Annotated in this window: 14 protein-coding genes, 1 tRNA gene and 1 pseudogene; 6 read left to right on the top strand and 10 right to left on the bottom strand. The window is 62.2% G+C overall.

All coding sequences use genetic code 11. The annotated features are described in order from the left end of the window. The first annotated feature begins 331 nt into the window (after nt 1–331). Nucleotides 332–2,434, top strand: a complete 2,103-nt coding sequence (locus BUS12_RS23900) for a M3 family metallopeptidase (RefSeq protein ID WP_074299914.1) — start codon at nt 332–334, stop codon at nt 2,432–2,434. Between the two features lie 105 nt (nt 2,435–2,539). Here BUS12_RS23900 and BUS12_RS23905 read toward each other — a convergent pair whose 3' ends face one another. Together BUS12_RS23905 and dinB are read right to left on the bottom strand one after the other, a co-directional pair. Beyond that, nucleotides 2,540–3,829, bottom strand: a complete 1,290-nt coding sequence (locus tag BUS12_RS23905) for an amidohydrolase family protein (protein ID WP_074299916.1) — start codon at nt 3,827–3,829, stop codon at nt 2,540–2,542. Between the two features lie 130 nt (nt 3,830–3,959). Beyond that, nucleotides 3,960–5,132, bottom strand: coding sequence for a DNA polymerase IV (gene dinB / locus BUS12_RS23910; protein WP_253190195.1), 1,173 nt, complete (start codon nt 5,130–5,132; stop codon nt 3,960–3,962). Nucleotides 5,133–5,192: 60 nt separating this feature from the next. Between dinB and BUS12_RS23915 the strand changes: the two genes are divergently transcribed. Both BUS12_RS23915 and BUS12_RS23920 read left to right on the top strand, forming a co-directional pair. After that, nucleotides 5,193–5,576, top strand: a complete 384-nt coding sequence (locus BUS12_RS23915; RefSeq protein WP_074299918.1) for a hypothetical protein — start codon at nt 5,193–5,195, stop codon at nt 5,574–5,576. Nucleotides 5,577–5,785: 209 nt separating this feature from the next. Next, complete coding sequence (locus tag BUS12_RS23920; RefSeq protein ID WP_074301672.1) at nt 5,786–6,505, top strand: aspartate/glutamate racemase family protein; 720 nt, start codon at nt 5,786–5,788, stop codon at nt 6,503–6,505. Nucleotides 6,506–6,567: 62 nt separating this feature from the next. On the opposite strand, the gene BUS12_RS23925 is transcribed toward BUS12_RS23920, so the two are convergent. The 7 genes from BUS12_RS23925 to BUS12_RS37890 all read right to left on the bottom strand — a co-directional run bounded on the left by BUS12_RS23925 (nt 6,568) and on the right by BUS12_RS37890 (nt 15,500). Further along, a complete protein-coding gene (locus BUS12_RS23925) occupies nt 6,568–7,923 on the bottom strand; it encodes an ABC transporter ATP-binding protein (protein ID WP_074299920.1) in 1,356 nt (451 codons plus the stop codon). 12 nt (nt 7,924–7,935) lie between these two features. Continuing rightward, nucleotides 7,936–9,690, bottom strand: coding sequence for an ABC transporter permease (locus BUS12_RS23930; protein ID WP_074299922.1), 1,755 nt, complete (start codon nt 9,688–9,690; stop codon nt 7,936–7,938). A 209-nt stretch (nt 9,691–9,899) separates the two neighbouring features. Beyond that, nucleotides 9,900–10,040 carry a hypothetical protein gene (locus BUS12_RS38910; protein ID WP_171991707.1) on the bottom strand — a complete coding sequence of 47 codons (141 nt, stop codon included), beginning with the start codon at nt 10,038–10,040 and terminating at the stop codon, nt 9,900–9,902. Between the two features lie 656 nt (nt 10,041–10,696). Next, nucleotides 10,697–12,595, bottom strand: a complete 1,899-nt coding sequence (locus BUS12_RS23935) for a potassium transporter Kup (RefSeq protein WP_074299924.1) — start codon at nt 12,593–12,595, stop codon at nt 10,697–10,699. A 518-nt stretch (nt 12,596–13,113) separates the two neighbouring features. Next, nucleotides 13,114–13,190 (bottom strand) — tRNA-Met (locus BUS12_RS23940). A gap of 69 nt (nt 13,191–13,259) precedes the next feature. Further along, complete coding sequence (locus BUS12_RS23945; protein WP_074299926.1) at nt 13,260–13,547, bottom strand: hypothetical protein; 288 nt, start codon at nt 13,545–13,547, stop codon at nt 13,260–13,262. 111 nt (nt 13,548–13,658) lie between these two features. Further along, a complete protein-coding gene (locus BUS12_RS37890) occupies nt 13,659–15,500 on the bottom strand; it encodes a bifunctional diguanylate cyclase/phosphodiesterase (RefSeq protein ID WP_171991708.1) in 1,842 nt (613 codons plus the stop codon). A gap of 608 nt (nt 15,501–16,108) precedes the next feature. On the opposite strand from BUS12_RS37890, the gene BUS12_RS23960 reads away from it, so the two are divergent. After that, nucleotides 16,109–17,824, top strand: coding sequence for a methyl-accepting chemotaxis protein (locus BUS12_RS23960; RefSeq protein WP_074299929.1), 1,716 nt, complete (start codon nt 16,109–16,111; stop codon nt 17,822–17,824). 86 nt (nt 17,825–17,910) lie between these two features. Next, nucleotides 17,911–19,113 carry a sensor domain-containing phosphodiesterase gene (locus BUS12_RS23965; protein ID WP_074299931.1) on the top strand — a complete coding sequence of 401 codons (1,203 nt, stop codon included), beginning with the start codon at nt 17,911–17,913 and terminating at the stop codon, nt 19,111–19,113. Nucleotides 19,114–20,129: 1,016 nt separating this feature from the next. Here BUS12_RS23965 and BUS12_RS38360 read toward each other — a convergent pair. Further along, nucleotides 20,130–20,408: a hypothetical protein gene (locus BUS12_RS38360; RefSeq protein ID WP_143788442.1), complete on the bottom strand. Its 279-nt coding sequence runs from the start codon at nt 20,406–20,408 to the stop codon at nt 20,130–20,132. Nucleotides 20,409–20,601: 193 nt separating this feature from the next. Here BUS12_RS38360 and BUS12_RS23975 point away from each other — a divergent pair. Beyond that, nucleotides 20,602–20,820: pseudogene (locus tag BUS12_RS23975) on the top strand (ATP-binding protein); the annotation flags it as partial. Nucleotides 20,821–20,847: the final 27 nt, after the last annotated feature.

A 20,847-nucleotide genomic window follows, 5' to 3' on the forward strand; every position in this document is an offset into this window, starting at 1 on the left:
AAGGCAACAAACCTGACCGTTCGCTTTCGCACAAACCTGCGGAGCGCGTGCGCGCGCGTGCCTGTGTCCGTGCCGGGTTGCACAAGCACCGGTGTAAGCCGCGGCACAACTCCCCGCACCCCTCCCAGCGCCCCACGGCAGCGCGAACTGAACCCCCTTCGGTCTGGCACAAATATCGAGGCCAATACGCGTCAGCCGAACTTCTGATAATTTGTGCCGTAGCCCGATTGGAATCGCGGCACTCCGCCCCAATAATGTCGTTATCGGGCGCCGCCACGAGCCACGTCCGCCGATTCACGTCTATTCACTGCGTCAGACAGGAAGCCGCCTCATGTCCACTACTCAATCGACACACGACAACCCGCTCCTCGATTTCTCCGATCTGCCGCGCTTTGGCGACATCCGCCCCGAACACGTGACCCCTGCGCTCGACGTGCTGCTCGCCAACGCGACGGCCGCAGTCGAGCGCGCCGCGGCGCCGATCACCCCCGCCTCCTGGACCGACGTCGTCGAGCCCGTCGAGCGTGTGACGGAACCGCTCTCGCGCGCCTGGGGCGTCATCGGTCACCTGAACGCGGTGGCCGACACGCCCGAGTTGCGTGCCGCCTACGGCGAGAATCTGCCGCGCGTGACCGAATTCTGGTCGAGCGTCGGGCAAAATCTCGCGCTCTACGAAAAGTACAAGGCGCTCGCGGCCAGCAGCGACTTCGGCTCGCTCACGGGCGAACGCAAGAAGATCCTCAGCAATGCCCTGCGCGATTTCCGCCTGTCTGGCGCGGAATTGCCGGAAGACCAGAAGCCGCACTTCGCCGAATTGCAGGAACGTCAGGCGAACCTCTCGAAGGCGTTTTCCGATCACGTGCTGGATGCGACCAACGCCTACACCTACCTCGTCGACGACAAGGCGCAACTGGCCGGCTTGCCGGAAGACGTGATCGAAGCCGCGCAGGAAGCCGCCGAGCGCGACGGCAAGAGCGGCTGGAAATTCACGCTGCATTTCCCGTCGTACTTCCCGGTCATGCAGTACTCGGAAAACCGCGCCATGCGCGAAACGCTGTACCGCGCCTATGTCACGCGGGCGTCGGAACTGGGCGGCACGTACGGCGGCGGCAAGGCCGAGTGGGACAACACCGGCAACATCGCCGAGCAGTTGAAGCTGCGCGCCGAAGAAGCGCACATGCTCGGCTACCAGAACTTCGCCGAAGTCTCGCTTGCGCCGAAGATGGCCGAGTCGCCCGCACAAGTGATGGCCTTCCTCGAAGATCTCGCCACGCGCGCCCGTCCGCACGCCGAGCAGGACTGGAAGGAACTGCGCGAATTCGCCGCCAACGAACTCGGCATGACCGAGCTGCAGCCGTGGGACATGACGTACGCGGCCGAACGTCTGCGCCAGAAGCGCTATTCGTTCTCGGAAAACGAGGTCAAGCAATACTTCCCGGAAGACGTCGTGTTCAAGGGCCTCTTCAAGGTCACGGAAACGCTGTTCGACGTGAAGATCCGCCGCGACGAAGCGGCCGTGTGGCATCCGGACGCGCGCTTTTTCCGCGTCGAGAATCAGGACGGCGGCCTCGTCGCGCAGTTCTACCTCGACCTGTATGCGCGCGAAGGCAAGCGTGGCGGCGCATGGATGGACGACGCGCGGGCTCGTCACAGGCATGCCAACGGCGGCGTGCAAACGCCGGTCGCGTATCTGACCTGCAACTTCTCGGCGCCGGTCGGCGGCAAGCCGGCCTGCTTCACGCACGACGAAGTGATCACGCTGTTCCACGAGTTCGGCCATGGCCTGCATCACATGCTCACACGCGTCGATGAACTCGCGGTGTCGGGCATCAACGGCGTCGAATGGGATGCGGTCGAACTGCCGTCGCAGTTCATGGAAAACTTCTGCTGGGAGTGGGACGTGCTGAGCGACATGACTTCGCATGTCGAAACCGCCAAACCGCTGCCGCGCGACCTGTTCGACAAGATGCTGGCCGCAAAGAACTTCCAGAGCGGCCTGGGCACGCTGCGGCAGATCGTGTTCTCGATGTTCGACATGAAGCTGCACACCGACTTCGACGCGAGCGGCGCAACGAGCGCCAACGACCTCGCCCGCGAGATCAACGAGCGCTTCCATGTGGTGCCGCAAGCGGCATTCTCGCGCTGGCCGAACACCTTCAGCCATATCTTCGCGGGCGGTTACGCGGCGGGCTACTACAGCTACAAGTGGGCCGAAGTGCTGTCCGCCGACGCTTATGCCGCTTTCGAAGAAGCGGCTCAGGCGGCCAGCGGCAGCGTGCTCGATGCGGCCACCGGCACGCGTTATCGCAAGGAGATTCTCGAGGTGGGCGGCAGCCGTCCGGCGATGGAATCGTTCAAGGCGTTCCGCGGCCGTGAGCCGAATATCGACGCGCTGCTGCGTCATAACGGCATGACGCCGGCTTCGACGCATTGAGCTGAGGTCTGGCGGCAAGCGCTGTGCGCTTGCACGCCGCCGGGTAAAAAACCGGTGTCTTGCTCACGCAAGCACCGGTTTTTTTGTGCCTGGATATCCCGGCACCTAACCCCGCTGCAATTTGAAATCCACCTCTGCAGGCCGCCCTTCGAGCGAAAGCGTCGCCCGTGCCGCCGGCGAGCGCGCCACCACCTTGCCGCGCCGGATCACCGCCAACCGCGCGGCGCGCAAGCGGATCGCTTCGACCGGATCGCGGGCGTCCAGCAGCACGCAATTCGCTGCACAGCCCGGCGCGATGCCATACCCCTCAAGCCCGAGGATGTGCGCGGCGTTCACAGTCACCGCGTCGAAGCAGGCATGCATCGCGTCGATGCCGGTCATCTGCGCAACGTGCAACCCCATGTGCGCCACTTCGAGCATGTCGCCCGAGCCGAGGCTGTACCACGGGTCCATCACGCAATCGTGGCCGAACGCGACGTTGATGCCCGCGGCCATCATCTCCGGCACGCGCGTCATGCCGCGCCGCTTCGGGTAGGTGTCGCTGCGGCCCTGCAGCGTGATGTTGATGAGCGGATTCGCAATCGCCGCCACCCCCGACTCGCGCATCAGCGGCAGCAGCTTGCTGACGTAGTAGTTGTCCATCGAATGCATCGAGGTCAGATGCGAGCCGGTGACGCGTCCATGCAAGCCCAGCCGGTGGGTCTGCGCCGCCAGCGTTTCGATGTGGCGCGAGAGCGGGTCGTCCGATTCGTCACAATGCATGTCGACACGCAAGCCCTGCTCCGCAGCGTACTCGCAGAGGATGCGCACCGACTCCGCGCCATCGGCCATGGTCCGTTCGAAATGCGGAATGCCGCCGACCACGTCGACGCCGAGCGCGATCGCCCGCTTCAGGTTGTCGAAGGCGCCGGGGCTGCGCAGCACGCCGTCTTGCGGGAACGCCACCAGTTGCAGGTCGAGGTAAGGCGCCACGCGCCGCTTCACTTCGAGCAGCGCTTCGACGGCCAGCAGGCGCGGGTCGCACACGTCGACGTGGCTGCGAATCGCCAGCAGGCCGCGCGCGACCGCCCAGTCGCAGTACTGCAGTGCGCGCTCGATCAAGGCTTCCTGAGTCAGTTGCGGCTTCAGTTCGCCCCACAGCGCAATGCCTTCCAGCAGCGTGCCGGATGCATTGACGCGCGGCAGACCATAGGACAGCGTCGCGTCCATATGGAAGTGCGGGTCCACGAAGGGCGGTGTGACGAGCGAACCGGCGGCGTCGATTTCTTCGTGGGCGCTTGCCGCCAGATGCGGCTCGACGGCGACGATGCGCCCCGCTTCGATGCCGATATCGACGGGCTCCCGATGCGCGGCGACGCTACGCGGCAGGCTGGCACGGCGGATGATCAGGTCCATGTCTCGCTCCTTTGACTGCCATCGATTCTATCGGCGCCAGAAAGCGTTTGGGGCGACGTGTTGCCGGGTGCTTCTTGCGAGCGCTGTCCGCGACCGCTTCTCATAGCACCCTTGGCGAGCTCGCCAAGGCCTACGCGTCGGGGTCTTCCGTGGAAGCTTGCGGCGGCGCCTCGATCACTTCATCCGCGGGATCGTCGTCGAACAGCGTGAACTGCCCGGGCTGCGCAAGATGCTCCTCTTCGAGCCGCACACCTACGCCCAGCAGCCGCACCGCTTGATTGCGACGCGCGAAGCCCTTCTCCAGCAATGCCAGCAGCGTGGGCAGATGCGGCACCTCGCCCACGCATTCGACCGTGGTGCGCTGAAAATCGGCGAAACGGATCTTCACGAACAGCTTGCGCACCGCCGCGCCCGCTTCGGCGCGCGCAATGCGCCCGTCCAGTTGTTCGGCGAGCCGCCGCAGTTCCGCCGCACATTCTTCGAGCGTGCGCAGATCCGTGACGTAGGTGGTCTCCACGCTCACCGACTTGCGCTCGCGGTCGGCCCGCACGGGCCGCTCGTCGATGCCGCGCGACAACTCGTAGAGCCGCTTGCCGAACACCCCGAACTGACGGTGCAGTTCGACCAGCGGCCAGTCGCGCAACTGTGCGCAGGTGGTAAGGCCGAGCTTTTCGAGCTTCGCCGCCGTCACCTTGCCCACGCCGAAAATCTTGCGCACCGGCAAAGCCGCGACGAACGCATCGACCTCGTGCGGCCGCACGACATGGAGACCGTCCGGCTTGTTCCAGTCCGAAGCGATCTTGGCGACGAACTTGTTGGGCGCCACGCCCGCCGACACGGTTACACCAACCGTCTCGCGCACCCGCTCGCGAATCTCGTTGGCCATCAGCGTCGCGCTGCCTTTGCAGCGGTCGGTGCAGGTGACGTCGAGATAGGCTTCGTCGAGCGACAGCGGCTCGACTTCGGCGGTGTAATCGCCGTAGATCGCCATGATCTGCCGCGAGGCGATGCGGTACTTCTCCATGGACGGCGGAATGATCAGCAGTTCGGGGCACTTGCGCAACGCCAGTGCCGACGACATGGCCGAATGCACGCCGAAGCGCCGCGCCTCGTAATTGCAGGTGGCCACCACGCCGCGGTGATCGGGCCGGCCACCCACGGCCAGCGGCCGCCCGCGCAGCGTTGGATCGTCACGCATTTCGACCGACGCGTAGAAACAGTCGCAGTCGCAATGAATGATCTTGCGCAAGGAAGGCACGGGCCGCGAAGACGATACGGCGGGAGAGGTGTCGAGCAGATTCACGATACACTACTGTACAAAAATACAGTGGTATTATCAAGAAGCCCACCGATCTTCACGCTCATGCCCTCTTCCATCCGCAACTCGCTCGCCTGGATCTTCGACGTCTTCGAGCGCGAATCCACCTTCCTCAGCAAGCGGATGTTCGGCTCCGACGCGGCCTATCTCGACGGCCTGCTGTGTCTGGTTGCCGCCGATCGCGATCCGCCGTGGAATGGTTTGCTGATCTGCACGTCGCAGGAGCGCCACGCCGCGCTCATCGCCGACGTGCCCGCCTTGCGGCCGCATCCGGTGCTCGGGAAATGGCTGTATGTCCCGCAAGCGGATCCGGCGTTTGAAGACAGTGTCGAACAGGTGACGGCGCTCGTGCTCGCGCGCGATCCGCGCGTGGGTGTCGAGCCGAAGCCGCGCGGGCCGCGTGGGAAATCCAAGCTGCCGAAGGCCTAGGGGCGCCGTTGCTGCCTTCAGGCGTGGCTTGCCTGCAGGCGGCGCACGCTTGACCCATACGGCGCTGATCGCCGCGCACAGTCCACCACCTTGAGCGAAGCCGTACCGGCGCAATCCCGCCCATCCGTACCGCTTCCCACCGCCCTGCCCGGCCTATACTCGGCAATCGGCAATCGGCCATGGGCCATCAGCATCGGCGGGACAGCGCAATGAAAACGATCGGCATTATTGGCGGCATGAGTTGGGAATCGTCCACTGAGTACTATCAGATCCTCAACCGCCACGCGAAGGCGCGCCTCGGCGGCCATCACAACGCCAGCAGCCTGCTGCTGACGGTGGATTTCGCCACCGTCGAAGCGCACCAGCGCGCGGGCGACTGGGACGCACTCGGCACGCTGATGGCCGGCGCCGCGCGCCAGCTCGAACGCGGCGGCGCGGACCTCGTGATCCTCGCCACCAACACGATGCACCGGGTGTGCGAGTCGATCGAACAGGCCATCGCGATTCCCTTCCTGCACATCGCCGATCCGACCGGCCACGCGCTGCGCGCCGCGGGCATCGAGCGGGTCGGCTTGCTCGGCACACGCTACACCATGGAGCAGACCTTCTACACAGGACGGCTGCGCGAGCGCTACGCGCTCGACACGCTGGTCGCAAACGAAAGCGATCGCGCCGACGTGCATCGCATCATTTACGACGAGTTGTGCCATGGCGCGATCCGCGACGACTCACGGCGCGTCTATCAGCGCGTGATCTCGGATCTTGCGGCGCGCGGGGCGCAGGCGGTAATTCTCGGCTGCACGGAGATCACGCTCCTGATCAAGCCGGAGCATGCCGCGTTGCCGGTGTTCGACACCACAGCGCTGCATGCGCAGGCTGCGGTCGACTGGGCGATCGAGGCGGATCAGCAAGGCGCAGCGGCAGGCTAATGCCGCTGCTCCCGTAACGGCTTAAGCCCAACGAGCCCAAGCCTGGGGCAGGCGCAGGACCGTCAGGCCTCCACGTCCGCCAGGCTGAACAGTTCCGTCTGATCGTTGTACGAGAATATCTCGCCGTAGCGGCCCCAGTTGATCACCGCGTCGAGCGTGTCTTCCGCGGCGCTGTCGGTCAAAAAGTCTTCCAGTTCCTGCTCGAAACGCACGCGCGGCGCGCGATGACCCGGACGCTCGTTGAGCACCGTCTTGATCCGCTTGGCAAGCGGCACATGCCGCAGCAGATGCTCGGCGAACATCATCTTGCGCTCCTGAGTGCCGAACTCGGCAAACACGCGTGCCGGCGGCGTCAGCAGAATGTCGCCTTCGCGCACTTCCGCGAAACCCAGATGCTGGAGCACTTCGGCGACCGGAAACAGATCGTCCACCTCGAGATGCAGCGAACGGGCGATTTCCGGCATGTCCGCACGGCCGTGGTACGGCGCCGCCGCCAGCATTTCGATCAGACCGGCCATCAGGTTGGTCGAAACATGCGGCAGCCAGCTGCCCAGCTCCAGCCCCTTCTTCGCCGATTCGTCGTGCTGGCGCGCGGTCATCTTGGCGTAGATCTCGTCCACCAGTTTGCGGAACGCCGGATCGAGACGGTTGCGCGGGTGATTGAACGGCACCTTGATCTCGGCGATCACGCGGCCCGGGTTCGACGACAGCACCAGAATCCGGTCGCACATGAACACCGCTTCTTCGATGTTGTGCGTGACGATCAGCACCGACTTGATCGGCATGCGGCCCTGCGTCCACAGATCCAGCAGGTCGGTACGCAGCGTTTCGGCGGTCAGCACGTCGAGCGCGGAGAACGGCTCGTCCATCAGCAGCAGCGTCGGGTCGACCACCAGCGCGCGGGCGAAGCCCACACGCTGACGCATTCCGCCCGAGAGCTCGCGCGGATAGGCGTTTTCAAAACCGTCCAGACCGATCAGGTCGATGGCCGCGAGCGCGCGTTCGCGGCGCTCGCGCGCGCCCACACCCTGCGCTTCGAGGCCCGCTTCCACGTTCTGCAGAACGGTCAGCCACGGGAACAATGCGAAGGTCTGGAACACCATCGCCACGCCCTTGGCGGGACCGTCGAGCGGCTTGCCGAGGTACGAGACCTCGCCGCCGGTCGGCCCGATCAAACCGGCGATGATCCGCAGCAGGGTCGACTTGCCCGAACCCGAACGGCCCAGCATGCCGACGATCTCCCCTTCGCGCAGCGACAGGTTCACGCCGTCGAGTACCAGCAGTTCGTCCTGGTTCTTGTCGAAGCCCCGGCTCACATCCGTCACGCGCAGCACTTCTTCCCCGAGGCGCGAACTCGTCGACGGCGTCTGGGACGTCGTCTGGAACAGATCGGCAGAGACAGTTTTTGGATTTAGCATCGTGTTTTACTCTCAATCGAGCCGAAGCTTGGATTCGGCGTAGGCGTACATCGGACGCCACAACGTGCGGTTAAACAACGTGACGAACAGGGACATCACGGCAATGCCGAGAATGATCTTCGGGAAGTCACCCGCGGCGGTGGTCTGCGCGATATAGGAACCCAGACCGTGGGCGACCACCTTGGTATCGCCCCACTGCACGAACTCGGCCACGATGCTCGCGTTCCACGCGCCGCCCGAGGCGGTGATGGCACCTGTCACGTAGTACGGAAAAATGCCCGGCAGCATCACCTTGCGCCACCACTGCCAGCCGCGGATGCGGAAGTTGGTGGCGACTTCGCGATAGTCGTTCGGATAGGCGCTGGCGCCCGCGATCACGTTGAAGAGGATGTACCACTGCGTGCCGAGCACGATCAGCGGCGAGAGCCAGATGTCCGGATTCAGATGGAAGCGCACGATCACGATGACGAACACCGGGAACAGCAGGTTGGCCGGAAACGCCGCGAGGAACTGCGCGAGCGGCTGGATCTTTTCGGCCAACGCCGGACGCAGCCCGATCAATACGCCGAGCGGCACCCAGATCAGCGACGAGATCGCAATCAGCAATGCCACGCGCAGCAGCGTGATCAGGCCCAGCACCAGCACGTGCTCCACTTCGGCCAGATCGACGCCGGTCCGGACATAGCTCACCACGCGATAGACGACATAGACCGTCAGGAGGATCACGAGCGTCCCCCAGATGACGTCGCCCACCAGCGACGACTTCTTTTGCCGGCGCGGCAGACTGAAACTGATGCGGCTCACGCCCGGCAGACGCATCGGCAAGCGCGCCGCGTTGGCGAACAGCTTGCCCATCGGCACGAGACCACGGTGAATCAGCCGCGTGCGACGCACGAGATCGAGCAGCCAGGATTCCGGCGCATCGCCCGAGCTGGTGTTCTCCATGCGGAACTTGTCGGCCCACGCCACCAGCGGACGGAACAGAAGCTGGTCGTACGCAATGATCACGATCGTCATCGCGAGAATCACCCAACCGATGGCGTGCAGGTTCTTGTCGGAGATGGCCTGGGCCAGATACGCGCCGATGCCCGGCAGCGTGATCGTGTTGTTGCCCACCGTGATCGCCTCCGAGGCCACCACGAAGAACCAGCCGCCCGACATCGACATCATCATGTTCCAGATGAGGCCCGGCATCGAGAACGGCACCTCGAGCTTCCAGAAACGCTGCCAGCCGGTCAGGTGAAAACCGCGCGAGACCTCATCCAGATCGCGCGGCACCGTGCGCAACGACTGGTAGAAGCTGAAGGTCATGTTCCACGCCTGGCTCGTGAAGATGGCGAAGATCGCCGCCAGCTCCGCGCCGAGTACGCGCCCCGGAAACAGCGCGAGGAAGAACGTAACCGTAAACGAAATGTAGCCCAGCACCGGCACCGACTGCAGGATGTCGAGAATCGGCACCAGCACGAGGCTCGCGCGACGGCTCTTCGCGGCGAGCGTGCCGTAGGTCAGCGTGAACACCAGCGACGCCACCATTGCCGCGAGCATGCGCAGCGTCGTGCGCAGCGCATATTCGGGCAGGCTCGTTGGGTCGAGCGAGATGACCTGGGTCTTCAACGTCGACATCGGCGCGAGCGTCTGGTGAAAACCGATCGCTGCGGAAGCGATCACGCAGATGATCAGCGGAAAGGCGACGAAGTCCCAGCCGTTGGGCAGCAGGCGCCACGCGGAAGCATTGGCGGTGCGGTTCAGATTGAAATTGAAATTCATCAGGCGTCTCCCCGGTCACGGGTTTTTGAAGCATACGGAGCGACGCTGAGGCAACGCGTGGCAGCGGGGTCAAACACTCGCGGCGAAAAGCTGAAATGACTCATGGCTCAACATGGGCGAACAAGGGAACAGCACACGCCTGCGTCGTCCGCTCACGCATTTCATCGTCAGCGACGATGGCGTGTGCAGACGACACAAGACCAAAGAATTCAGGAGATAAACGACTTGAAGCTGTGCCAGAGGGCGGCCAGCTTGTGCGGTTCACGGGCTTGCAGCGACAGCAAGGCGTCGTAATGGACGCGCGATTCCTGGACGTGCGGCAGTTGCGACAGAAGGAGACCGAAGTTCATGGTGTTTCTCCGAGCGTTTGGCTTAACGCGATTCAATGGAAGCCAGCAGACTCGGAGGGCAACGCGGCATGCGCGCGACGGCGGCGATCTACTCGCTTCCTTCAGGCAAAGGGAAGGTACAGCGGCATAAAGGACACGGTGTGGGGTAACTGTCAGGGTCCGGCATGGGACACTCCTTATCGGCGTCGACCGCGCGCACTGCACATGCGCGCCGCGTGTGTTTGTCTACACGCCCGGCGCGCGCCGGAGCATTCCAGCGCGCGCGCAAGCGCAGCCACGAGCGAAGCTCGCGACACGAAGCCACGCGAACACGCTTTCGCTGGGTTCAGGTGGCGCTGATAAAGGTGCACGGAGGAGATTGACTACGGCGCGCACCGTCTGCCTGCTGGCAAGACGGCGGCGTAAAGAATACTGCGCGGGCGTCTTGCCGGTCAGGCGGCGAATCCGATCGAAGATCGACTACTGCTACTGTCCAAGGCATTAGCCCCATTTGTGACGACGCGGAATTCTAGACATTTTGAGAACCAAAAGTCAACTTGATTCGCCGTGCAGAGCCAATTCAATCGGCTTCTGTTGCGTAGTGGCCTGAGCGGCTTACGTCGCGCCTACGGTGGCGGGGGAAGCGGCCGGGCGAGCACCCAGCCGCGAGGCGGAAGCTACAGATTGATCTGGCCGCCCAGTTCGACGACACGGTTGGCCGGCAAACTATAGTATTCGGCCGCCTGGGCCGCGTTGCGTCCGAGGAACGCGAACAGCTTCTCGCGCCACAGCGCCATGGCCTTGCTCTCTCCCGTGGCCAGCACGGTATCGCGCGCGAGGAAGAAGGACGTGTCCGCCGGCTCGTATTGCCAGTCAGGGATCTTCTTCGCGACCAGCAGCAGGATGGCCGGCACGTTGGGAATCTCCATGAAGCCATTGCGCACGGTGACCGAATAGCAGCCGTAGCCCATGTCTTCCACGGTGACTTTCTGCTCGTCGTGCACGTGCGGCACGTTGTCGGTCATGCCGGCCATGAAGATGTTGATGCCGTGCATCACCCGGTTGTGCTTGAGGTTGTGCATGAACGCGGACGGTGTCATGCCGGCCACGCCGCCCGGAAACACCGCCGTGCCATCGACGCGCGGCGGCGGATGCGAACCGCCGCACAGCGACTTGATCAGTCCCGCGAGCGGAATGTTGTCGGTCTTCATGCGCTCCACGACGACTTCGCGGCCGCGATGCCATGTGGTCATGATCGTGAACAGCACGCCGCCGGCCAGCAGCGGAAACCAGCCGCCGTCGAGCACCTTGCTGACATTGCTCGAGACGAACACCGCGTCGACCAGCGCGAGCGGGCCGATGACCACGAAGGTGGCGAGCGGCTTCCAGTTCCACAGCGAGTGCGTGATGAAATACATCAGCAGCGTGGTGAGCAGCATCGTCGAGGCGACGGCAATGCCATAGGCCGCAGCCAGATTGTCGGAAGACTTGAAGAACACCACCAGAAACACGACCGCCGCGTACAGCGAAACATTGATGAACGGTACGTAGACCTGACCCACCTCATGCGTCGACGTATGGACCACCGGAATGCGCGGCAGAAAGCCGAGCTGGACCGCCTGCTTGGTCATCGAGAACGCGCCGGAAATCACTGCCTGTGAGGCGATGATGGTGGCGGCTGTGGCCAGCAGAACCAGCGGCACCAGGGCCCAGCCGGGCGCCGACTCGAAGAACGGCTGCTCCACCGTGGCGGGCCGCGCCAGCACCAGCGCGCCCTGGCCGAAGTAGTTCAGCACGAGGCTCGGCAGCACCAGCAGCAGCCAGGCGAGACGGATCGGCTTCTTGCCGAAGTGCCCCATGTCCGCGTAAAGCGCTTCGCCCCCCGTCAACGCGAGGAACACCGAACCCAGCACCACGAAGGCCGTACCGGGTGCGTGCGCCACAAAGCGCACCGCATAGAGCGGCGAGACGGCCTCGATGATGGCCGGCCCGGCGACGATATGCAGCAGGCCCAGCGCCGCCAGCGTAATGAACCAGACGATCATCACCGGCCCGAAAACCTTGCCGACCGTCCCCGTGCCGCGCTTCTGCAGCTTGAAGAGGCCAGTGAGAATCACCAGCGAGATGGGGACGATCCACGCCGTCAGTTTCGGGTCGACCAGCGTGACGCCCTCCACCGCCGAGATGACCGAGATGGCCGGCGTGATCATCGAATCGCCGTAGAACATCGCCGCGCCGAATACACCCAGCGTGAGCAGCACCTGGGAGAGACGCGCCGGCGCCACCCGCGAGGCCAGTGCAGTGAGCGCGAGGATGCCGCCTTCGCCGTCGTTGTCCGCGCGCATCACGAAGCTCACGTACTTGAGCGTGACCACCACGATGATCGACCAGAGAATCAGCGACACGATACCGAACACGTTGGGCTGGCTGATGCCGCCCGCCGCCTTCAGACATTCGCGCAACGTGTAGAGCGGGCTCGTGCCGATGTCGCCGAACACCACGCCGATCGCCCCCAGCACGAGGCTGGGCGCGGTGTTGGCGGTCTGGCTCGAGGGGCTGGTGACAGATGAGGACATAGGGTGTCGTAAGTTAAATGAAATTAACGGCATGCCTGACCGTATTGGCGCCTGACGCACATACGGCCCTCGCACCAGCGGGATAACTAGCTTGTAGCAGGTTCTTGATACAACGCGATGAAAATGTGTTGCAGCGGTGGGATTGCTTCGTCCGCGCGTGCATGCATGCGGGGCCCGCCCTATCTGAGCTTCCAGATGCCCCAGATGGCGATGGCCAGCGCTATTCCGAAACCACCGCCCAACAGGATGTAGGTGTCCATTTCAACGTCCTTCAAACCAGGATTGCGTCGCGGGTCGTGCACCGTTAGCGGGCGCAGCACCCTCTAGCGCCGAATACTACCTTTGCTTTCTTTCAGATGCCATTGGAGGTTGGCCTGGCATGCAGGCCGCTGATCCCGGCGCACTCATATCCCTCAGTACACCATAATGATTGCAAGGTACGCGGCGATGCCTGAAATATGGCCTGCCCACAAATGAAAAAGCCCGCGTGGCGATCGCCAGCGGGCTTTCCATATGCTTGGTTGCGGGGATAGGATTTGAACCTATGACCTTCGGGTTATGAGCCCGACGAGCTGCCAGACTGCTCCACCCCGCGTCAGAGAAAACGGATTGTATAGAGATGTCGGCAAATCGTCAAACAATCAGACGGATTATTTTTTTGGCCTCAAAGATCGGCAACCGATGCGCCTTCCACCTTGCCGTCGATGATGTCCGCGCCGTACTGGCTGGCGCTGCGCTTGGCGATGCCGAAATCGGAAAACGTGGCGGGCCGCACGAGTCGAAACACGCGGCTCGCCTTCGAGCCGCTGATTGCACCTGGACGGCAAACGCGCACGGCGACGTCATAACCCTCGGCGTGCCGCTTGTGGCCGTCGAACTTGTCGAACTCCCGCGAGAACACCAGCGGATGCACTTCGAAGTCCTTATAGATAGCCGGATAGAGTTCAGCCATGGCGATTCCCCGATACGTGAGTATTGGACCCACTATACGCCGGGCGATGAGGCCGCCGACGATTTATTTTGTGCAGACCATTCACGCTGTGAAGCGCGAAGCGCGGTCGCATCACGGAGCGCCCTGATCGGCGCAATCGGTATCCGCTGTGCAGGTCCGGTTCCGCCCCTGTTGTTTGGCGGCATAGAGCGCCCTGTCTGCAGCCGCGACCAGACCGTTGCCGTCGCCGTCTTCACCCGCTCGCTGCACTGCCACGCCGGCGCTGACGGTCACGATCCCGGCACGGGAAGCCGGATGTGGCAGCCGCAGGCTTTCAATGGCGGTCCGGATGCCCTCGGCAACTTTCATCGCGCCCTGCTCATCGGTATCGCGCAAGATCAGCGCGAACTCTTCGCCGCCATACCGCGCCACCATGTCCGTTGGACGCCGGGCGACAGAAGCAATCGCCTGTGCGACCGTACGCAGGCACTCGTCGCCACCCTGATGCCCAAAGTGATCGTTGTAGTCCTTGTAGGCGTCGATATCGATCATGATCACGGCCACATGGCTCAGGCTGAGCGCCCGTGCTTCCTTGCGCCATTGGCGCTCGAGTTCGCGGTCGAAATATCGCCGGTTAAACAGGCCTGTCAGGCCATCGCGGAAAGCGAGCGCCTGCAGTTCCTTTCGCTCGTCTGCGAGACGCTGCTCGGCGACCTTGCTTTCCGTAATGTCGCGAACTGTCGCCATCAGCGCCTCCGGCTTGCTGGAGAACGGGTCGATGAGCAGTCGCAGACTCGTTTTCATCCACACGACCTGCCCGTCCGGTCGCCGCCAGCGACTGTCCTGGAACGCCTCGATCGCTCCCCTCATCACGCTTTCAATGGCCATTGTCAGCGCAGCGCGGTCGTCCGGTAGAACGAGCTCCGGGTAATACATGCCGATCAGGTCGTCCGGGGCATAGCCCAGCGCCGGCGTCACCCTGGGTGAAACGTAGGTAAGCCGGCCCTCCAACCCCATGCTCATGACGATGTCGCTCGCGTTCTCGGCGAGCACCCGGTAGCGGCGCTCGCCGTCACCTAGCCGTGCGATGAGACGGTTGCGCTGTGCCTGAGAGGCGCTGATGGGCAGCGCGATAAGTAGCACCGCCATGTAGTAAAGCTGCAAGGCGAAGATGCGGTCCTGCATGCGCACAAAAGGTTCGATCCAGAAAGGGCCCAAACCGTGCACCGTGAACCACATCGCAATGGCCTGGCACAGCAGGACGCCAAGCAGCACGGCGGCTAGTTCTGCCCGAAATGCCAGTAACGCGATGGGCGGAAGCACCCAGTAGAGCAGATGGAACTGGCGTTGTCCGAATACGCCGATCGTGACGACGCAGACCAGCAGCAACAGAACGCCGTTTTTCCCGCGCTGGTCCACGCGCGCGAGATTGGCAAGCTCGCCGGTCCAGAAGGCCACGGCGGCAGGTGTGAAGATCGCACAACCCAGCGCATGCGCGATGAACCAGGTCGTCATGGACGGCAACCGGGAACTCCCTTCCGGCGCCCCCTGCAAGGTCACCGCAACGAGTCCGGACACGAAGGTTGAAAACACGACGCCACCCACGAGAAACCTGATGAGCGGTTTCGGGCGGATCAGTTCGGCAACCGTTGAGATACGCGGAGCGAACCTCAACGCAATCACAACGCCGACAAGGTCGGCGAACGAAAAGCAGAGCGCTCCCACCAGGTCGTGACTGACAAACAGCCGCGTCGAAAAATTGCCGAGTACGCCGCCAACGAACACCCCGTATCGTTGGTGGGGCCGCGCAACCATCATCTGCGCGAGCAGAACGGCGTCGACGAGCCAGATCGGCGAGATTTCCTGATCCATGCTCTTGAGTGCCAGGCTGACAACGCAAGCGAGCGTTGTTGCGGCAAAGGCGAGCAGTACTGATAGTAGTGGGTTGCTCCAGCGACCTGATGCGATGTCCATCGTTACGTGTTCGGGAAACTTGTATGAATTTAAATGCATGTTGACTCAACACCTGATCATGCTTTGTTCGCACACGTATTCCACGTTCGAACCCGCTGAACCCTGTCTTCGGAGTCTGCTCTTCAGTACGCTGCGACAGGTCCCGGTTGCACGCCGCGATCTGCTGATGGTCGCCATGAAGACAAATTTCATCCCATGAATGCATCACACAAAATATCGGCCCGAACGCGCCGCGCTTGAGTGAAAAGCGGCATTTGCGGCGGTTTGCCGCAGATGGGCCCGCCTCGCCGCCGCATGCTCTCATACAGCGCGGCTGCGGATACCTCCGGGATGCGGTCCCGCTCAATGTTGCCACTCTTCGGAAATCCATTAGGAATCCGTATTTTTACAATTCAGACAGGTTGACCCGCGCACCTCGGTGGTCGATCCGCGCGCTCCTGCAAGCGTTTTGCGCCATGGGTTTCAGTAACACCGCGGCAAACCGCCGCAGTTTTCGCTTTCGGCTCAAGTGGTGTGAACCTTGGCCGATATTTGTGTGAAGCATTATTTATGTCTATCGAGTGCAATTCGCCTGCTCATGGCGTGTTCAACGCAAGGAATCCATACGTATGAAACTGTCCTTTGTACAGAAGCTCTGGTTGCCGCTCATCCTGAGCCTTTTGTGTCTCGCCGGAATATCGGTCTACCACGCTTACCAGACTCGAGAAATGCAAATGGATGAGCGCAAGGCCGATCTGAAACACGCATCTGAGATCGCCCTGACGGTGGTCAAGACTTTCGGTGACCAGGCAGCCACCGGCGCCGTGCCCGTCGCGGAAGCTCAAAAGCGGGCCATGGACAGCATCAGGAACATGCGATACGGCATGGACGGCTATTTTCAGATCGTCAATTCTCATCCGACCGTCCTGATGCACGGAACACGACCGGAGTGGACCGACAAGGACGTCAGCGACTACCAGGATTCGAACGGCGTTTACGTCTTTAAGGATATCGTTGCGCTCATCAAGCGTGACGGCGAAGGCTTTACCGCATATGCCGCTGCGAAGCCGGGTGAAACCGAGGCATCGCCCAAGATTGCTTACAACGTGAGGTACCAGCCATGGGACTGGATTCTCACGACAGGGCTCTATGTGGACGACATCGACGCCGCCTTCCGCTCGACGCTGTACCGGAGCCTCGGAATCCTGCTGGTACTGGCCGGCGCCCTTTCGGCCGGCGTGGCACTGCTCAATCGCGGCATCCTCCGCGCATTAGGCGGTGAGCCTTCCTATGCTGCCGAAATCGCCAACCAGATTGCCGGCAACGATCTGACTGCCGTGGTGAAGACGGCGCCAAACGATCGTTCGAGCCTGCTCTTTTCGATGAAGCGCATGCAGGAGCAGCTCACACAGACCATCGGCACCATCAGGGTTTCGGCTGAGTCGATCGCCACCGCCACGCACCAGATCGCGGCGGGCAACCAGGACCTGTCGCAGCGTACTGAAGAGCAGGCCGCTTCGCTCGAGGAGACTGCGTCGAGCATGGAGCAACTGACCTCGGCCGTGACCCAGAATGCCGAGAACGCCAGTCAGGCCAACCAGCTTGCTGCGCAGGCCGCCCACGTCGCGGAACAGGGCGGCGCCGTGGTGTCGCGCGTCGTGGACACCATGGAAGGCATCAACGCCAGTTCGGACAGGATCGCCAATATTGTCGGCATCATCGAGGGTATCGCCTTCCAGACCAATATCCTTGCGCTGAATGCGGCCGTCGAAGCGGCGCGTGCAGGTGAACAAGGGCGGGGGTTCGCGGTGGTGGCCTCGGAAGTGCGGTCGCTGGCCCAGCGCTCCTCGGCGGCAGCCAAGGAGATCAAGGAGCTGATCCACGATTCCGTGGAGCGGGTCCGGGCAGGCGCGGAGCATGTGCAGGAAGCCGGCACGAAGATGCGCGAGATCACGCACGAGATCAGGCGTGTGACCGACATCATGGGTGAAATTACCGCCGCCTCGCACGAACAAAGCAAGGGCATCGGCCAGGTCAATCAGGCCGTTACGCAGATGGACGAAGTCACGCAGCAGAATGCGGCCCTTGTCGAACAGGCGGCGGCCGCCGCCAGCTCGCTCGAGTCGCAGGCGGCCGATCTGAAAGCCGCCGCCTCGATATTCAGGCTGAACGCCTCACGCGGCGCCGAGGGCAGCCGCCCTGTCGCGCAAACGCAAACGCCCACGCCCACGCCGGCGATTCCGGCGCGCGCTTCTGCACCCGCTGCAGCAGCCCTGAAGCGGCCGCCGGCGCAGCCCGTTCGGATCGCGCAAGCCGCCGCGGCTGGAGAGTGGGACAGCTTCTAGAAGAGGGTGTCCACATCGCGGTCGCCCGTCGGCGCTAGAATCAACGTCGTTGCCCTTTACCGAATTCATCCTGGTGGCGCCATCCTATGAGCGAAGAGACTCCTCGTTGCTTACCGAGCGTGAACAGTGCGTTTCAGCCCATCTTGTCTCTTGCTCATCAAACGCCGGTTGGACACGAGGCATTGCTCCGCTCATCGCTAGACGGCAAGCCTTGTTCGCCTTTGGATGCCTTCAGGCATGCAAGGCTCGCTGGGCGTACCGGCGAATTCGAGCGGGAGTGTGTCCGATGTCATACCGGCCACTTCGTGCGCTTCGCGGACGACAAAAGCATCCTGTTTATCAACGCGCAGCCTGAAGTCCTCACGCATCCGATTCACGGGCTGGGGCTCGTTGCCGATATCCTGGCTTGCGGCATATCGCCGGCGCGGGTCGCGATCGAAATTCTGGAAACGCCTCAGCCGCGAAATGGCGTGCTCGCCGATGCGGTCGCCCAGTTGCGGCTGCACGGTTTCCTGATCGCTCTTGATGACTTTGGCGCGGGCGAAACAAATCTAAGCCGTGTCTGGGATCTGCAGCCCGACGTGGTAAAACTCGATCGCGAGCTTATCCGGCAAGCGGCTACGAGTCATCTGAAGGCACGCAGCCTGCTACGCCTGGTAGGACTCCTGCACGAAATTGGCACGCTCGTCGCCGTCGAAGGGGTGGAGACGGAAGCAGAGGCGCTCCTATGCCTCGATTGCGATGCCGATTTCGCACAGGGCTACTACTTTGGCCGCCCATTGGCGCTTGCGGACAAAAGCGACTTGCAGGTTTACAGCGCCGGATTCCCCCTGCCCCCCCTTCAAAGTGGCAATCGAATCAAACCCATTGCAGACCTGGCCGGTTTGCAACCGTACCGGCAGGCGTTTGAAGACGTCACGCATGCGTTCAAGCCGGGACGGAACTTTCCCGAATGCGCGATGCGCTTTCTCGGCCTCCCCCTCTCGCTTCGCATGTTCCTGCTGGATGAGAGCGGCGCACAGATCGGCGCACCCGTGGAATCGAAAAGTCATCCGATGCGCAGGCAAGCGCGGTTCCCCATGCTAACCAGGAAGGCAGATGCCAACTGGTCGAAACGGCCATACTTCAGAAACGCGGCAAGTCATCCCGGTGCGACCGTCGTCAGCGAACCTTACGTGACATCGGGGTCAATGAATCTATGTGTGACGCTCGCAGTCTGTGTTGAAACCGAGGAGGCCAGGTACGTCATTTGCGGCGACGTACTCTTTGAGGAATTGGGACGATATTGATGCGTATCCCAACGTCACCGAGTCGAGGCTCTCGCGATTGCTTCTGCAAATAGCAGCGTGGAACTGGTGCGCAGCAGAGCGATGAGCACAGCCGTCGAAAAGTATTGGTTCATGGTAGTAGCTCCGGTCATGCGACCCAACGTATAAGTTGCTACAGTAAAACGATTCTTCGTTCGATGGGTTACAACCGCAGCGCAATCGCATGAAATATTATTCACGCGCAGCGAGTTGAAAAAGCGCTGGGCGTCGACTTCTGCGAAGGCCTTGCAATTTCCCGGCTCCTTGATTTTTATTTAATCAGTATTCCTTCTCTATTGGATGAAGCAGAAATAGTTGCACTGGAATCAACGGCGACCCGTAGTCGAACAGCGATGAGTTGAAGGTCAATGCGGACGATACATCGACGCTTAAGGGTCCCTTCAGGTCCGACCGCTACTATCGTGTCAGGTCACCGCGATAGTGGTGCTATGGGAAAGCGGATATGAACGAACCCGTTGACAACTCCACTTCGTCGATGCGAGGCTCGACATCGGACAGGCTCAGGGAGGGCTGCTGCAGCGAGGATCGCCAAGGAGACGCTATCGAAGGCGGCGCACAACTCTGCGATTGCACGATTGCGACGTCCGAGCCCCTGCGGCGACTGCAAACCGTTATTGAGGTCATGACATCGATTCATGCAGGGGCGGAGGTGGTGCAGATCGGCCTTGATCACTACTGGGTGACGGCACCGCTTGAGGTCATCCCCCGTCTGGTCAGGGCACGAGACTGCACACTTCACCCCCCGTGCAAAGTCGAGTTTTTCGAGCAAGCGCCCTTGAAACGTTCTCTTCTTCGCAGGTAGCGGCGCTTGAGACTCGCGTCCGGCCTGTTTTTTTTGACAGACCTGCGTAGGGTGCGTGAGCGCACGACGTTTGGTGCGACGCAGAACGCACGCGGCGGGATGCTGCGAAAACTGCAGGACGAGCGCGGCAGTTTTCGCAGGGACCTTAGCCTCCGGTTAGGTGCGCTCGCACGGATTAGCCTGCTTTTGCCGCTTGCTCCTTTGCCAGAAGCCGCTGTGCCTGGCGATCGCCATGGCCGGCCTCTTGCGCGGTTTGAACAGATGTTTCGGTCGCCTCAGCCAGCGCCGCATGCGCGGCATTGCTAATGCTCACCGTGTACGATGCCTGAGTGGAAGCGCTCGAAGATGATGCGTTGCCGGATGATGAGACTCCGGTTGCAGATTGCGCACCCTGAGGTGTCGTGTTCGACGCCACTGGCTGCGCCGAATGTTGCCCTACTGCCTGTATTGACATAGTGATCTCCAAAGAAATTACGCCGCATTACGGCATCTTTTCTAACGGCAGGCGCATGTGGTTGCTTGAGCACTATATTTTTTGTAACTTGCGTTATCGTTAAGCAATATTTAAGGGACGTTCTGGATAACCTACTTCACTCAATAGTTTGGATAACTAGCCATTATGGAACGACTCCTGTCACGCAAACCATCTCGGCTTCGAAGTGTTGGACAACGGACCGGGTATTCCCGCGGAAGAGCTTGACCGGGTACTCGACCGTTTCTATCGTGGCGAACATACCAAGGGAACGGGTAGCGGGTTGGGGCTCGCGATTGCCGCCCGCATCGCGCAGCGGCAACACCTGACACTTTCATTGCGTGGTAACGCGGATGCGCAGTTAGCGGCGCATGGTCCCTTCAGGTTGTCCTAAGGTCTGTCTGCTAGATTCAAGTCTAGC

It is taken from the genome of Paraburkholderia phenazinium, assembly GCF_900142845.1.
Lineage (GTDB): Bacteria > Pseudomonadota > Gammaproteobacteria > Burkholderiales > Burkholderiaceae > Paraburkholderia > Paraburkholderia phenazinium_A.

Bases quoted from the DNA above. Each gene is read 5' to 3' on its own strand.
- BUS12_RS23900 (WP_074299914.1), top strand. From the start codon at position 332: ATGTCCACTACTCAATCGACACACGACAACCCGCTCCTCGATTTCTCC.
- BUS12_RS23905 (WP_074299916.1), bottom strand. From the start codon at position 3,829: ATGGACCTGATCATCCGCCGTGCCAGCCTGCCGCGTAGCGTCGCCGCG.
- BUS12_RS23915 (WP_074299918.1), top strand. From the start codon at position 5,193: ATGCCCTCTTCCATCCGCAACTCGCTCGCCTGGATCTTCGACGTCTTC.
- BUS12_RS23920 (WP_074301672.1), top strand. From the start codon at position 5,786: ATGAAAACGATCGGCATTATTGGCGGCATGAGTTGGGAATCGTCCACT.
- BUS12_RS23925 (WP_074299920.1), bottom strand. From the start codon at position 7,923: ATGCTAAATCCAAAAACTGTCTCTGCCGATCTGTTCCAGACGACGTCC.
- BUS12_RS23930 (WP_074299922.1), bottom strand. From the start codon at position 9,690: ATGAATTTCAATTTCAATCTGAACCGCACCGCCAATGCTTCCGCGTGG.
- BUS12_RS38910 (WP_171991707.1), bottom strand. From the start codon at position 10,040: ATGAACTTCGGTCTCCTTCTGTCGCAACTGCCGCACGTCCAGGAATCG.
- BUS12_RS23935 (WP_074299924.1), bottom strand. From the start codon at position 12,595: ATGTCCTCATCTGTCACCAGCCCCTCGAGCCAGACCGCCAACACCGCG.
- BUS12_RS23945 (WP_074299926.1), bottom strand. From the start codon at position 13,547: ATGGCTGAACTCTATCCGGCTATCTATAAGGACTTCGAAGTGCATCCG.
- BUS12_RS37890 (WP_171991708.1), bottom strand. From the start codon at position 15,500: ATGGACATCGCATCAGGTCGCTGGAGCAACCCACTACTATCAGTACTG.
- BUS12_RS23960 (WP_074299929.1), top strand. From the start codon at position 16,109: ATGAAACTGTCCTTTGTACAGAAGCTCTGGTTGCCGCTCATCCTGAGC.
- BUS12_RS23965 (WP_074299931.1), top strand. From the start codon at position 17,911: ATGAGCGAAGAGACTCCTCGTTGCTTACCGAGCGTGAACAGTGCGTTT.
- BUS12_RS38360 (WP_143788442.1), bottom strand. From the start codon at position 20,408: ATGTCAATACAGGCAGTAGGGCAACATTCGGCGCAGCCAGTGGCGTCG.